Below are 15,932 nucleotides of genomic sequence, written 5' to 3'. Positions count from 1 at the left end.
CAACTTACTGATTTAACAACCTTCTAAAACCGACATTTTATCATCAGCTTCTCAGATTTAAAATCAGTACCAGTCGACAAAATCCTCATCAATATAACAGACTCTTGCATCCCCACTAACAACCTTAAAATCTGAAGATGAAAATTCTATTAATATCAAAGGCATATTTACTTCGTTTATAAAGGTAATTAAGTTATTCAATTGTTCTTTTGTAAGATAATGACTTACGTTTGCAAAAGTAACAACCGAATTCAATTTACATTCAATATGAATTTTAACAACTGTTTCAATTATAGCATAAGGATCACTTAATACAGAATCATCAAAATGAATTCCATCAAATTTGAATAGCTTCTTTAAATCTAGATTTTCACCAACTTCAATTGGTAAATCAGTCATAAATATTATATCTTGAATATCAGTACTCAGCTGACGCCACGTATTAAATATTTTATTTCTCTGATTTTCATTTAAAGTATCAAACAGATTTGAAATAATCTTATTCTGATAAGAATTAAGATAATCCTGTGTAATTAAAACATCTCCAACCCAGTCAATAGATTTATTCTTTTCAAGTTGATTGTAATGTTCATCAAAAAATTTTACTTTTTCACTTTTCCCTTGAAAAGAAAGAATGAAATCACGATAAACTGCAGAATTAGCTACTTTTATAAAAGTTATTTTACCATCTGATACTTTAATCGGATGATGTCCTTCATAACTAATAATCATATAATCACCGTCCTGTCTGAAGTGTTACGTACATCATCTACTGCTTCACCAATTAAAAAATGCATATCGTTATATTGTTTTTCCGTTAACATTAATGACTGCACTAATCCTTCTTCTGGTAAAAAGTTTCTCACCCTATTTTCTAAAAAAATAGCCATTTTTCGATTTACGCAAACTCTCACATAAACTGAAAATTGAATCATTACAAAGCCTTCATTAATCAGTTCTTTTCTAAATATGCGATAATTCTTTCTATCTTGAGCCGTTTCTGTAGGCAAATCAAACATTATCAGCAATCGCATGGTTCGGTACCTCATTGACAAAATCCATCACGCTTTCTACTTTATCCACATCATTGCTTAAATAGCCTAAACACTCCTTGGTAAATAAATCTATTGCGTTAGCTAGGAGGATGGCTTTCCCATTATATTTAATCTGTAAACTAAGCAATTCAACCAATCCATATCGCACATCTGGAGTAAAATCTTTTAATTTTTGTCCTGCTACCCAATAATCTACAAAAGGTCTAAATGGTTCCATTAAATCTGATGCTAAGTTAAATTGATTGGCGATAGAAGAATGATGAATTCCTAAATATGTTTCATAACCATTTTGAACAATGCGACGATTAAAAGATGATAACAATATGGAATAACCATAATTCAAAGCTGCATTAATAGTATCTCCTTCATCTTGTCTGACAAAACTCTTTCCAAAAAGTTCTTGGAAATATTCTCTAGCTACAACAGCTTCGCGGTTACTTACATCATTAAACTCTAATTTATTGATTTCTTGCTCTACTTTTTCTGTTGGTAAGTGATAATTCTTCAAGACATTAAGTTGATTATTCATTTTTAGCCATACTACTTCGGTCCATAGTCTTTGCTTTAAGGTTTCATCCCAATGTAATTGAGCTAACAAGTTTTGATAATTACATTTAGGTGCATAATAATTTACAGTCTCCGTAATCGGATTATATTTATTATCAACAAAAATCACCTTACATCCCTGTTCAGCAAGTTTACTAATTAACTGTGAAGTAATAACTGCTTGAGTACTTTCAACTAATAGTAATGCAATATCAGAAAGTGGAATTTGCGTAATTCCTTTACTAGTTTGAACTTGCATCATATTTGATGAATAAGATAGTTTTGCATGTTGCGTTATAATTACGTTTCTCCAAGCCATTAATTTTCACCCCTTGTTAACTAAATCTGAAAATGTTATTATTTAGTTGTTGATTTAACAACCTCAATATTTCAATTTACTGATTTAACAACCTTATTTTTAAAATCAAACAAGGTCTTAGTACCGAGTTTTCACATGTGTACCGCTTATAGCGGTCTTTTTTTGTAGCAAAAAAGGATTACACCTAATTCAAGTGTAATCCTTTTTCCATATATGTGGTAATCATAAGTCTTTTATTTTAATGCGTCTTTCAAATAAGCCAGTCGGTGATTGATATATGATTTGTGCATTAGTAGTTAATGTAATTCCGTTTTTTCCGGCCTGATGTCTACCCAAGTTTGTAATTTTCAACTTTGTAATACTAGTCCGATCAGAATTAGCATGAAATGCTTTAAGTAAATCTGATAATATTGATACTTTATCATTAAAATCCAGGCAATTAAATTTTTCTCTTAGAGAATCACCATCTTTCTCATATTTTGACATATCAAATAAAGTAAAACGTTTATTAACTACATTCATAATATCATCAAATACATATAGTAAACATTTATCTCTGTCTTGCTTTTCTAATTTTTTTCGCTCTACATCAGTAAAATAATTTTGGCCACCATCGATATAAAATTTAATATACTTCATCGACTTTAACTGTAATACCAACTGTTGAACATTATGCTTTTCTTTAAAACTGCCAATTCTAAATTTCTGGCCATTGTCAACAATTAACGTACCATATAATAATCGCTTAATTAATATTTTAAAGCTTTCGGTTTCCTTTAAGCAGAGTTTCGATTCAACAATCTTATTTAAAGCTTGATTATAATTATTTGATGAGTTAAGCTTGGCTAATTCTCTTGTAGGAATTCCAACAATTCTATAAAGATTAGTTCTTTTTTTCACTATTTTAACTAAGACAAAAAAAGAATCTTTATTTCCACTATAACCTCCATAAATTTCTGTTGGTAATCCTTTCTTTTTGGGAATTAAACTATTTTTTACACTTGAATTATGTGCATAAAGAGTTTGATTAAATAAACTTGAAGTTTCTTGATAACACTCACGTGAGATATTCATATATTTATACCCATAAGCAGTTTCCAGTTTATGGATAATATCTTTTTTATTAAATACTATTTCTTTAGTTCCGGAAATATAGATATTATCATCTGTGTTAAAAATCAATTGCCTTAAGAAATTAAAATTCTTTAGTCGTTTAAGTATATCAATATTTTTTTCTTGGTTAAATTTTTTAAATTGACCATAAACAAAATATGGTCTAAGTTTTGGATAAACTTGATATAAATAATTTCCAACTATCGTTGTTAAGTACGCATCAATTGCATGATGATAATCATTTACTGACCGATTCTTATATAAATGAAAACTTTCCCTAAGAGTTGTATTTTGTAAAGCCTTAACCTCTATTATTTCAGTATCCGGGAATTCAGCTTGCAGTATAATTGCGACTAATTTAATAACTTGACTCGTTTCAACTAATTGGCGATTAATAAATCCAGAAGCTCTTTTCGATCCAATTTTTTTAGGATTAGTACATAAGTTTATTAGCTTAGATTTACTAATTAATCCATTTTCTTGCCATAGCTTCCACATTTCCTTTACAGTAATCCCCAAATCAGGAACATATTTATTGCCAAATTCCAAAGCTGGAATACCATAATCTGACTTTTTAGCATTTATCGGTTTCTGCGTTAATACACGATTATCTAATGAATCATCCTTAATAAAAGATCTTGGAAAAATATGATCAATATCGTAATTTTGAAGCTGATCAAGAGAAAGCTTATCACCAGTATATGCATCCCTCCCCATTTGTTTGAAATACAAAAATAGTTTATCTTTGGATAAATACTTATTGCTTTTCAAATTCTTTAATTCATTTTTGATAGACGAATCTAAAATTTCTGAACTAATTTTATTATAAATTTTATCAAGTTGCTTTTTTCGTGTGTCTGGCACTTTAGCTTTATTTTGACTACTTCGTGCAAATTCAATAGCAATTTGGCTAGGCTTTTTACCATGAGCTGCGGCAATAATATCATCAACCACTCTAATTACCTGACGAATTGCTTTTTTATTTTGAGGAGAAGTATAGGCATCATCTAAAATATTTTCAACCTTATTAATTTGAACAAAAAGGCTATTTGCTTCCGAAATTTTTCTTTTTATAACCGGATTAGCTAAAACTTCAGTTAAAGTTTCAGGTTCATTCCAGAGTCTTTGCAAGATATTAACACCATTTTCATCCGTAATTTGAGTTAATAACTTCTTAGATAATCTCCCCCATCCTGAATAGCGTTTACTACTTACTTGTTTAATTTGTTCAGGTGTTAGCCAAGTAATTTCTTTTAGCTTTCGCTTGAAAATCTTACGGTCTTCAAACACAGTTGACCATTCAATCATCTTTTCGAAGTCAGCTTGCTTATTGGGATTATCAATCTCATCACCAAAGATATTACGATAATCAATATAAGTTGAAAAACTATTGTTAAAATTAATTCCATCAGAAAGGCCCTCAATCAAACCTGGAATATTGCCCTCTGCTAATAAATAATTCTTTAAGTTATCTAAATTGATGCTTTTTTGCTTCTTAAATAATTTTTCAAAAATATCATGCTTTAGTTTACTTGTTAATTTTTTGCCGTCAATTTTTATTCTATTTAATTCATCTAATATCATAAATTTTTGATAAATTAAACTAGATTTTGGTAAAACATCTTCAGCTAATAAATACGTATCCTTCCTTGTCATTCTCTTGATAAATTGATTAGCTGATTCTGTAGTATCAACCATTTCTTCAAAATTCCAAGGCGTTATTTGACCTTGCTTTTGACGCACCATCCAAGCAAATTTATTTTTATTTTGTTTATCTTTGATACTTTGATTATCAATTAATGGTCCAACATAATATGGCACACGGAATGATACAAGTTCGCTAATTTCATAAGGAGCATTATTTCTATGACTTTCAACAGGATTAGGTGTAATCAAAAATGGATAATACTTACCTTGTTTTTCAAGGATTTGAGTTAATTCAACTTGATGCAACTGATATGGAATTACTCCATTTTGATTGGTTCTTTGTTTTGGTAAAAATTCACCTAGATCAAGTCTAGCCTTAATCTTATTAGCCAATTCTGAATCATCTAAATTATCAGAAACAAATTTGCCAAATACTTCGAAGTTACTTATTACATCGACAAACTTTTTATCCCCTATCTTCTTCTTTTCAAACAATTTCTTAGCTGCTAATAAATCTGCCTTGCGATAATTAACATATAACGCATACGCTGCTTCAAGTTGCTTAGCTTTTTTCTGATCACTTAAAGAATCAATATATTCTTTATATAACTTCAAGTCTTTCTTATGGTCATCATATTTCTTAACCATTGATTCAGAAAGGCTCATTCCATCTGGGACAATTTCATTTAAAACTATAGTATTATAAATGCTTTGCAGTTCTAATACAAATTCTATTTGTGCATCTGTCAATAAACTAGTCAAAGCATCCAAAGATTCATCAATATTAGCATCGCTAAATTTTAATTTATAGTCCTTCACATCAACATCAGTAAAACTAAAGAGTGTATCTAATCTAAACATATAGCCCATCCAAGCATTAGCTACTTGTTTGGCAATATCTTTATTAAGCTTAGCTTTATCCTTAGAATCAACAGCTTTAGGCAACAAATTAGCAATTTGTTTTAACTTATCTTGCTTATACAACTTCTTATCTTTGATAATATCTTCAATCTTAGATAGATTGTCGGTTGCAAGTTCAGGAGCAGCTTCAATATAAATTTCTTTTAACAAATCATTTAACTTATCAACTGGTCCTATTCCATCTTCACCTTGTAAAGTGAATTTAGCTGCTTTAAAAGCCTTAACAGAATCTTCTCGTAAAAAGTTCCCACGATATTTAACAATATGGTGAACTGCTAAGAAAATTTCTCGCAAATCATGTTTTTGATTATCATGCATTAAAGCATTACGCAAATGATAAATAGTTGGATATTTTTCGTAAAAAGCCTTATCTGCTTCACTACTTTCAAAAACAATTGAATTAAATTGCTTACGTCTATCTTTAGGAGAATAATCTGACTCTTTTAGTCTTCTAAAGAAACTTGGATCAACCTTGTTCATTTCTTCATCAAAGATTTCTTCAAGTAAACTTAGTCTCCAGCGACGTCTTGCTAATCTTCTTCTAGTGGTTCTAAAGGCACGTCTATCAGCTGCAGCTTCGCCTTCTTTAAAAAGGCGTGCACCAATAGCAGTTTTACCTTTAAGCTTTAAAATATTGTTTTGTTTGTCTGTTACAACGTATCCACATGAATTTGTCCCGATATCGAGACCAATGATGTAGTCTTTTATTTCTTTCATAAAGACTTCCCTCCATATAAAATAAATCATGCTATATATTTAGCATACTTAAATTATCCTATAACTTAAATATAAATAAAAGGATTCAGAATTGACTGAATCCTTTTTATTAAAAAAACAAAAAATCACTTCTCAGGAAATAGTTCATTAATTCGTCCTTCATCAACACCGAAGAACCAAGTAATTATAAATCCCCCTAAGTAAGCTATTAATAGCGCAATCAAGAACTGTAATTGTTGACCAGGCTGCATAATTAATAAACCAAATAAACCAGATACCCCTTGGGAAACAGTTCCCAAATGGAATAATGAAGCAGCGACCCCGCCGAATCCGGCACCTAAACACGCAGTTACAAAAGTTCTACCAAGTGGCAAAGTAACAGCATACATTAATGGTTCACCAACTCCTAAAACTGCAACTGGAATTGATGACATAACTAACTTTTTGAAACGCTTATTCTTACTCTTAAAGAATAATGCAAGACCTGCACCAACCTGGCCACCACCAGCCATCATCAATATTGGCAGTAAGTAGTTAATTCCTTTAGTAGGACCAGTTGGATCATTAAGCATAATATGAATTGGAGTTAGGGCCTGATGTAAACCAACAGATACTAATCCCAAGAAAGTTGATGATAAGATATATCCACCAAACCAACTGAGCTTGTTGTAGAAGAAGTCCATAACTACATAGATGATATTAGTTAGCCATGAACCAACAGGCTGTAAGAAGACAACAGCGATTAATCCACAGAAGATAACTGTAATAAGTGGACTAAGGAAGGTATCTAGCATGTCTGGCATCCAGCTTCTGACCCACTTTTCCACAAAGGCTATGAAGAAGCCGATTAACAGGGCTGTTAAAATACCACCTACACCTGCAACATAAGGACTATTAGTAAATGGCATATTTAATGCTAACGATGCCAGTGGAAAAGTTGTTATCCCCAAATTCAAACAATAAATACCACCAATTGCACCTAAAACGCGACTACCCTTAAATTCAGCGGCCGCATTCATAGCAACTAGCAATGGCAAAAAGGCAAACATCCCCCAACCAATTGTTTTAATAGTTGCATACCACCAGTCATTAGCAAAAGCTGACCCTGTCTGAAAATCAATGACATTACAAATTCCATTAATTAATCCGGCAGCGATAATCCCTGGTAACAATGGAATAAAGACATTAGCCACATGTTGTAGTCCACGTTGCAAAGGCTTATCATGTTTCTTTTTATTTTCAGCCTTATTCTTAGCAGCTTGTGCTTTAACCTCGTCTAACGCATCATCTGCCTGCGTTTGACTTAATTTTTGTTGAACCAGCTTAGCAAACTGCTCGGCTACCTTGGTTACCTTTCCAGGACCAAGCACTATTTGTAAGGTATCTGCTTGAACTACACCTAAAACTCCATCCAGCTTTTTTAATTCGTCAATATTTGCAAGACTTACATCATTTAAACTTAGGCGTAATCTAGTCATACATGATGCAACATTTTTTATATTTTTCTTCCCACCTACAAGTGATAGGATCTTTTTAGCCAATTCTTGATCTGACATTTGAATCCTTCTTCCTAGTTAAGCTCTTTAATAGCCCATGCATAAGCCTTAGGTGCTGCTTTTGTCCAATAAGTCCAGTTATGGTTATCACCTGAGTCTTTAACATACTTCACATTAATACCCTGGCTCTTTACATCATTAACAAAATGATTTACATCTTTGACAGGTACCGTAGTATCAGAACTGGTTGTTTCAATATAAAGTTTTACATTTCTTGATTTATTGTTGATATATTTTGTTGGAAATTCGCTATTATAAACTTGGTCTGACCAATTAGTTTTACCATCAGTGAAGGCATGCATATTAGCTCTAATTGGATTACCTTTAGCTAATGAATACCAAACAGATGGAGATATCATAACAGCTTTTGAAAATTGATTTGGATATTTTAGTGCTAATCTGGCAGCACCATAACCACCCATTGAAATACCACCGATTGCTCTTTGATTAGGATTAGTAGCTACTTTATAAGTTTGATTAATCTTAGGAATTAAATCCTTAATTATCGCTGTTTCCATTTGCATTCCGCCTTTTTGGTTAACATAAAAACTATTAAAGCCATCAACGAAAACAACAATCATCTTTTTACTTGTTCTATGGACCAAACCATCAATAATCTGTTGTGAATTAAAACGCTCCAACAAGTTGCGATGGTTTCCATACAAGCCATGAAGCATAAATAAGACTGGATATTTCTTATTAGCTTTAGGATTATACCCTGCTGGCAAATAAACATCATAATTCCAATCAATACCTAAATGCTTAGAATACAAGGTAGTTGTAACCACTTGACTTTGATTTGCTGCTTTAGCTTTAGCCGCATCTTTATTAGAGGTACATCCTGTTAAAACTAAAGAGAGCATTAAGATAATTAATATAAATAAACTGCTTCTCTTTTTCATTTTCTTACTCCTTAATCGCTTGACGAATATGACCTTGACTCTTATCTAACAAAACCTTAGCCTGCTTATAATCAACTTTTTTCAAATACATCACTATGGCAGTTTTTACTTCCTTATGACTAGCAATAAACAAGTCCTTAGCTGCTTGATCATCTAAATCTGTAAAAAGCTTAATCATATTGCAAGCCCTGACTTCCAGCTTTTGATTTGTTGGTGAAACATCTACCATATAGTTTTCATAGACTTTACCAAGCTTAATCATTGTTGTAGTTGAAATCATATTTAAAATTAGCTTTTGAGCAGTGCCAGACTTCATTCTAGTTGAGCCAGTTATTACTTCAGGTCCTGTAACTGCTTCAATCGCAATCTTGGCATAACGAGCAAGAGCAGAATTGGTTACACAAGCAATACTAGCAGTGCCTGCTCCGACATCATTAGCATACTTCAATGCTCCAATTACATATGGCGTCCTTCCACTAGCTGCAATGCCAATAACTAAATCGCTTTTAGCTAAGTTATGCTCAACTAAGGCCTGTTTTCCCCTGCTTTCGCTATCTTCAACACCTTCTTTAGCAACAAAAATCGCTTCTTTGCCTCCAGCTAAAATACCTTGAAATAATTCGGGACTTACTCCATAAGTCGGAGGACATTCTGCTGCATCCAATACACCTAATCGTCCTGATGTTCCAGCTCCGACATAATATACATGCCCACCATTTTTTATAGCATTTGTTGCCGCCTCAACTATTTGTCCGATTTTCGGAATAGTTTTTCTTACGACACCTGCTATTGTTTGATCTTGATCATTAATTAACTTTAAAATCTGATCAGTTGAGCATTCATCAATTTTCCTAGTTTTAGGATTGGGTTGCTCAGTTTCTAGTTTTGAGATATCTAGTGTCATATTCTCATTTCCTTTCTAGGAAGCGATTTCACATATAGTATAGTTCAACTAAAAAGCTTTTAACATATTCATTATGGAATTTATTTTTTATTCCCCACAAAAAAAGCCAGGCTTTCGCCTAGCTTCAATATATTTCTAATCATCTGGGAACTTAATACCGGCAGATTGTCGAAGTGTGTTCAACACTTCCCCAACTTGAGCAGAAAGTACCCAGTAGTCGAATAATTTTTCATCTGGATTAATAAATAAGTCTGCAAACTCATTCATTTCTTCATATAGTGGATTATCAGGCACTTTAATCCGGCTGGCATGCTTTTTGCCCTCTGCATCATAATAAGCAACTTTATGCATGTCCAAAATTGAATCTATCCCAACTACTTCTTTACTGCCATAAATTTCAGACCCTTGATAAGTCATTGTATTTTTAGCAATATCAATATTTACAAAAAAGTTGTCATACTTAAGTAGTGCATTACCTGAAACGTCAATTTCATTTTTATGAAGTACTGGGGTATATGAGCAAGCATTAGGCATCCCAAACAAGGAAACCGCTACATAGACGCCATACACCCCAATATCCATCAAGGCTCCACCAGCAAATTCTGGTTTAAAAACATTTGCTGGTTTTTGACCAGGGGTTAAAGTATGCATTCGAGAAGAATATTGACGCACATTCAAATATGCCCCATCAACTTGTGGTAATTTCTTGACTTCATCAGTTAACTTTCTAAAAATCTTAGTATGAATATGACGAGCAGCTTCAATAAAGTGGCAGTCATGCGTATCTAGTAACTCTGCAATTTCATCATATTGTTTCGGCTTAGTAAAAGCAGGTTTTTCAACGATTACATTTTTATCATGCTCAATTGCCATTTTTGCCTGCTTAAAGTGCAGCGAATTAGGTGAAGCTATATAAACCACTTCGAAATTACCTTTTGAAAAAAATGATTCCAAATCATCAAAAAAGCCCTCAATTCCTAGCGGCTCACCAAATTCCTTTGCTCTTTCAAGAGAGCGAGAATAAACAGACGTAACAGTCCACTTTTTAGTAGCTTGAGCGGCTTCAACTAATTGTTTGCTTATCCAACTTGTGCCAATAACTCCTAATTTCAACATACGAAAGCACCTCCTTTTTTAATCCCATTATACAAAAAAGTCGTCAGCCATACTGCTAACGATTTTTATTTTTTATTTTGTAATAAAATCTAACAACTTGTACATAATTTGTTTATTTTCTGATGGAACCTGCTTTTGCAAAATTTGACTTGGACTTTGCTTTAAATCATTATTTTGTAAAGCATATTCCCCATCATTTACTACCATTTCACGTACATTATCTGCTAATGGCTCAAAGTGGAATTGGAGTCCTATTACGTGACTGCCAAATACAAAGCCCTGATTTTTAACTAAATCACTTGAGTAAAGTAAATGCGCTCCAGTGGGGATTTCAAACATTTCTTCATGCCAGTGTAAGGCTACTATTTTTTCAGGTAATCCATCAATTACATGATTTTGTAAATAAACTGGTGCCCAACCTACTTCTTTATGTGGTGCCTTACCAATCTTACTACCTAAAACTTTGGCAATCTGTTGTGCTCCGTAACATGCCCCAAATATTGGTGTATCACTAGCTAGCAACTGGGTTATTAATACTCGCTCTTCTTTAATCCAAAATAAATCATCATTAGGACTCATTGGCCCACCCAAAATAACTAGCATGTCAGTTTCACTAGCTTCAGGTAATTTACCAAATTGATATGGGTGGTAAACATACATTTCATGTCCTCTATCATGGCACCAATCTGCAATTGCTCCCGGACCTTCATTGGGTGTATGTTGTAAAATATTAACTCGCATAATGTACCTTTCTGTACTATGGCCAAAATAAATATATAAATATTTTAAGATGCCTTAATTATAGCACGCAGTATAGCTTATATTTAAGAAAAAAAGAGCAAGATAATATCTTACTCTTTTATCTACGTATCTATCTAAATTCCAGCACATCTTTAACATCGTAGCGAGTTGAAACAAGTTCTTGCTTACTTTCATCTGGCTTACCAATCGCAATCGCCATAACTGGAACATAACGAACTGGATCAAGTCCCATTGCCAAAGCCATCTTAGTTGCATCATATCCAGCAATCGGATTAGTCGCAAAACCGCGAGCTCTAGCATCAAGCATAAATTGCATTGCTGCTAAACTTGCATCAACCATCGCATCTGCAGTTAACAAGGTCCTATCTGCCTTTTCATAAATTGGCAAGAAAGTACCTAAAATAGTTTCAAGACGTTCTTTGGTAATTTTCTTTTCTTCATACATTCCTTGCCATAAATCACGATACTTCTTAAAGGCATCTGTATCACCAAAAAGAACAACCATTGCTGAACAAGTGTCTAGTTGAGGATGATTAAACGGCATAAAAATTTTTCGTAACTTTTCTTTGCCTTCATCTGTATCAACTACTACAAAGTGCCATGCTTGCAAATTACATGATGACGGAGCTGTTGTGGCTTCTTTGACCATTTCGGTCAAAACACTCCGGTCAATCTTGCAACTTTTATCAAAATGTCTTACAGAATGCCGATTAAGCATTACACTAGAAAAATCATTATTTTCAAATTCTATTTCTGTCATTTTTACTACCTCTTTGTGAAAATGTTTACTTTTTATCTAGCCATATCATAGCACTATTTTGATAAAAGTATTTTACAAAGTATACATCTAGCAAAATATTGTGTTAAAAATAATTAAAACGCTTTCATTTTATCGAAAAAGTGCTTAGATATTCTTGTAAGCAGGAAACATATTTTTTCTAAAAAGGAGGTATTTACCTTATGACTAGTTATCTTGTTAACAAAGAAGATGTTGTCAACTTTCTTGATAATCCTAACATGAAAAATCAAGATGGTTATATGTTTGCCTACGTCACTTCACCAGAAGTTTTAGCTAGATTAGTGCCTAAGCCATTAACGCCTATCGCACCAGTCATCGCTGGTTATATTACCCATATGGGCAATCCAACTTTTGCTAAGCCTTATGATGAAGCTGTCTTATATAGTTTAGTTTCATACGGTGGCCGCATGCTCGGCGCTTATCCTTTCACCCTATTTTTAAGTGGTGAAGGAGCCGAAGAAGCCATGCTTGCTGGTCGTGAAGGAGCTGCAATTCCAAAGAAGTTAGCTGATAAAATTAGCTACACTGAAAAAAATGGCAGCACCCATGTTGTTGTTACTAGACATGGTGTAGATTTAATTAATCTTACCTTTACTCCAGGTATTCCCAACGATCCTGACATCGCTAAACAGTTAATGGGTGGTCAATCTAAGCTTGATACGCCAACCGATACTTATAGTTTTTTCTTCGACTATAAGATTGATCAAGACCATGACGGTCACAACCACTTCATTAACACTCGTTTAATTGCTACTAAGACAACAGGTGTCACCCACGCATTCACTCCAGGCAACATTACAATGGAACTTGGGACAAGTAGCGATGATCCAGTCAGCGAATTAACCGTATTAAAGCCAGTTGGTGGCGCTCACTACCAAATGACTAGTGGCAAAATGCACGAAACAATTCAACTTGCCCAAGTTGAACCAGATGAAATCGCACCATATTTAATTACTGGCCGCTATGACCAAGCTATTTTAGGAAAGTAAGGCGTTAATTATGTTTAAAAATATTACTATTGCTGGTGCTGGAACATTAGGTAGTCAAATTGCCTTTCAAACTGCTCTATGCGACTTTAATGTTAGAATTTGGAATCCACACCCAGACAGAGCTAAGCGGCGGTTAGCTGCACTTCGCCCATTTTATAAAAAAGATATGGGATTGACCGATGAACAATTTGATAAAGCAATGTCAAATATTCTTTCAATTACCAATGACTGGGAAATTCCATTTAAAGATTGTGATTATTTAATTGAATCTGTCCCTGAAAGTTTAAATGTAAAGGCAAATTTTTATCACAATGTTTGTCCACATTTACCAGAAAAGACCATTATTGCATCAAATTCATCAACCATGGTACCAAGTCAATTAGTCAACTATGTTGATCGCCCTGATAAGTTCTTGCACATGCATTTTGCTAACCACATTTGGACTAACAATACTGCTGAAATTGTTGGTACTGATAAGACTAAGCCAGAAGTTATCGAAGAAGTAATTGAATTTGCCAAGGCTATCAAGATGTTACCTGTTCACCTCCAAAAAGAGCAACATGGTTACATTATGAACGCTTTATCTGTACCATTCTTAAATGCTGCTCTTGAATTATGGGCAAATGGTGTCGCAGATCCAATCACAATTGATAAAGATTGGATGAATTCAACTGGCTGTCCATTTGGCCCATTTATGTCAATGGACATGGTGGGAATCCGGACTGTTTATGCAATTTTTGCACAACAAGCTCGCACGCCTGAAGAATTAAAAGTAGCAAAAACAATGAAAGACATGATTGATGCTGGACACTACGGCATTGAAGCTGGCCAAGGATTTTACAAGTATCCAAACCCAGCCTTTCAAAGAGCTGACTTCTTAACATCAATTGAAGCTCGTTAATAATTTGATTTTATTTTATAAACAAAAAACCTCACCCTTTTCAAGGTGAGGTTTTTTATCTAATCAATTCCTTCCATTAAATTATGAATTCGTTTAACAAGGAACATTAAAATAATCCCAAAGACAATACTTACAATACCAACAGCTAAGAAATATTGAACTTCTGTCTTAGGAGTGTAAAGCTTAACTGTTTGAGCAGTTACAGCTTGACCTACTGAATCAGCCATGTACCCAAGTGACATCATTTGTGATTTAAAGGCTTTAGGAGCTAACTTAGTAGTAACAGATAATCCGATTGGTGAATTAAGCATTTCACCAATTTCTACCAAGAACCATGAACCAACTAACCATAATGGACTTACACGATGATCTGGTGAAATAAATGCTGGAATAGCCATCCAAACGTATGAAAGACCAGCGAAGATTAAAGCGCCTGAAAACTTACCAGGTGCAGATGGTTGCTTCTTCCAATTATTCCAAAGTGCTACAAACACTGGAGTTAAAATCATAATAAATAACGGATTTAGGACTTGGAAGTTAGCTGCTTCAAAATGCCAAGCACCTAAATGAAGTACAGTTCTATTAGCAGCAAAAAGGGCCAAAACTGTTGATCCAGATTCTTCAATTCCCCAGAATATTGCAGCAGCAATAAATAATGGGATATATGCTAATACGCGGTTCTTTTCAATCTTAGTAACTTTATCACTTCTAAGCATCATAACAAAGTAAATTACTGGCATTGCAATCGCAATTACTGTAATTAAGTTAATAATACCATCAATATTCAAGCTACCCATGAAGAACATTATAGCTAAAACAATAATTAATGCTAAAACTCCAAGTAATACTTGTTTAGTTAACTTTTGCTTTTCATTTTCATTAAGCGGATCATTTGGCTTAAAGTCTTTTTCATTTAAATACTTCTTACCATCGAACCAATACTGTAATAAGCCAAAGAACATCCCAATAGCTGCAAGTGAAAAACCAGCATGGAAATTAGTTTCATTACCGAAAAGATGTAATCCAAACCCACTAGCTGCCCAAGGAACTGCAATCGGAGCAATTACAGCACCTAAGTTAATACCAAAAACAAATAAACTAAATCCCGCATCACGGCGATTATCATTCTCTTCGTATAAATCTCCAACCATTGCACTTGAAGCAGGATTAAGTAATCCAGACCCCATAACGATAAATGCAATAGATAGATATAACGCAGCTGCACCAAATGGTAGTGATAAACAAATATGTCCCAACATAATGAGAACCCCACCAATAAAGGTTGTTCTTCTAGGTCCCCATATACGGTCAGCTAGCCAACCACCGGCAATTGTTGAAATATAAACAAGTGATCCATAAATTGACATGATTGACGCAGCTAAAGTTTGCGACATTCCTAAGCCGCCCTTTTCAATTGCGTAATACATGTAAAAGATTAGAATCGCTCTCATCCCATAGTAACTAAACCGTTCCCACATAACTGTGTAAAACAGTGTAGCGAGACCTCTGGGTTGTCCAAAGAAAGACTTATCGAGGTCTTTTTTATTATCCATATGTCTTTATCTCCTTAAGTTAATCTATTGTCAAACTAATTAACAATTAATAATAACAATGAATAAAATTTTAATATATAAATAAGCTATTGTCAAATTGGTAGAGACCGTAAAATAGTTTGTGTAAGGATG

13 protein-coding genes are annotated in these 15,932 nt (G+C 33.6%); 2 read left to right on the top strand and 11 right to left on the bottom strand.

Annotated elements, in window-relative coordinates:
* Positions 1–63: 63 nt before the first annotated feature.
* From csn2 to FC45_RS06525, 10 genes are all read right to left on the bottom strand, one after another.
* The gene (gene csn2, locus FC45_RS06570) at positions 64–732 is read right to left on the bottom strand and encodes a type II-A CRISPR-associated protein Csn2 (protein WP_006585735.1); all 669 of its coding nucleotides are present in this window, start codon (positions 730–732) and stop codon (positions 64–66) included.
* Positions 729–1,034, bottom strand: coding sequence for a CRISPR-associated endonuclease Cas2 (gene cas2 / locus FC45_RS06565; RefSeq protein ID WP_006585734.1), 306 nt, complete (start codon positions 1,032–1,034; stop codon positions 729–731). The genes csn2 and cas2 overlap by 4 nt, the downstream gene beginning before the upstream one ends.
* On the bottom strand, positions 1,012–1,920 hold the full coding sequence (cas1, locus tag FC45_RS06560) for a type II CRISPR-associated endonuclease Cas1 (protein WP_006585733.1): 909 nt from the start codon (positions 1,918–1,920) through the stop codon (positions 1,012–1,014). The genes cas2 and cas1 overlap by 23 nt, the downstream gene beginning before the upstream one ends.
* A 222-nt stretch (positions 1,921–2,142) precedes the next feature.
* A complete protein-coding gene (cas9, locus tag FC45_RS06555; RefSeq protein WP_057706474.1) occupies positions 2,143–6,318 on the bottom strand; it encodes a type II CRISPR RNA-guided endonuclease Cas9 in 4,176 nt (1,391 codons plus the stop codon).
* Between the two features lie 125 nt (positions 6,319–6,443).
* Entirely contained in the window at positions 6,444–7,874 is a 1,431-nt protein-coding gene (locus FC45_RS06550; protein WP_006585731.1) for a PTS transporter subunit EIIC, read from the bottom strand.
* A gap of 14 nt (positions 7,875–7,888) precedes the next feature.
* Positions 7,889–8,776, bottom strand: a complete 888-nt coding sequence (locus FC45_RS06545; protein ID WP_006585730.1) for an alpha/beta hydrolase — start codon at positions 8,774–8,776, stop codon at positions 7,889–7,891.
* 4 nt (positions 8,777–8,780) lie between these two features.
* Complete coding sequence (gene murQ / locus FC45_RS06540) at positions 8,781–9,680, bottom strand: N-acetylmuramic acid 6-phosphate etherase (protein WP_006585729.1); 900 nt, start codon at positions 9,678–9,680, stop codon at positions 8,781–8,783.
* Between the two features lie 135 nt (positions 9,681–9,815).
* Positions 9,816–10,796: a Gfo/Idh/MocA family protein gene (locus FC45_RS06535; RefSeq protein WP_006587837.1), complete on the bottom strand. Its 981-nt coding sequence runs from the start codon at positions 10,794–10,796 to the stop codon at positions 9,816–9,818.
* A gap of 72 nt (positions 10,797–10,868) precedes the next feature.
* On the bottom strand, positions 10,869–11,537 hold the full coding sequence (locus tag FC45_RS06530) for a type 1 glutamine amidotransferase (RefSeq protein ID WP_006585728.1): 669 nt from the start codon (positions 11,535–11,537) through the stop codon (positions 10,869–10,871).
* Between the two features lie 130 nt (positions 11,538–11,667).
* Positions 11,668–12,318 carry a nitroreductase family protein gene (locus tag FC45_RS06525; RefSeq protein ID WP_006585727.1) on the bottom strand — a complete coding sequence of 217 codons (651 nt, stop codon included), beginning with the start codon at positions 12,316–12,318 and terminating at the stop codon, positions 11,668–11,670.
* A gap of 200 nt (positions 12,319–12,518) precedes the next feature.
* On the opposite strand from FC45_RS06525, the gene FC45_RS06520 reads away from it, so the two are divergent.
* Entirely contained in the window at positions 12,519–13,346 is an 828-nt protein-coding gene (locus FC45_RS06520) for an acetoacetate decarboxylase family protein (protein WP_006585726.1), read from the top strand.
* Between the two features lie 10 nt (positions 13,347–13,356).
* Entirely contained in the window at positions 13,357–14,247 is an 891-nt protein-coding gene (locus FC45_RS06515; protein WP_006585725.1) for a 3-hydroxyacyl-CoA dehydrogenase, read from the top strand.
* A gap of 59 nt (positions 14,248–14,306) precedes the next feature.
* On the opposite strand, the gene FC45_RS06510 is transcribed toward FC45_RS06515, so the two are convergent.
* Complete coding sequence (locus FC45_RS06510) at positions 14,307–15,800, bottom strand: peptide MFS transporter (RefSeq protein WP_057706472.1); 1,494 nt, start codon at positions 15,798–15,800, stop codon at positions 14,307–14,309.
* Positions 15,801–15,932: the final 132 nt, after the last annotated feature.

The sequence above is a fragment of the Lactobacillus jensenii DSM 20557 genome (genome assembly GCF_001436455.1).
Lineage (GTDB): Bacteria > Bacillota > Bacilli > Lactobacillales > Lactobacillaceae > Lactobacillus > Lactobacillus jensenii.
The sequence above is the reverse complement of the archived record's forward strand: the minus strand, read 5'-3'. Positions and strand labels throughout refer to the sequence as shown.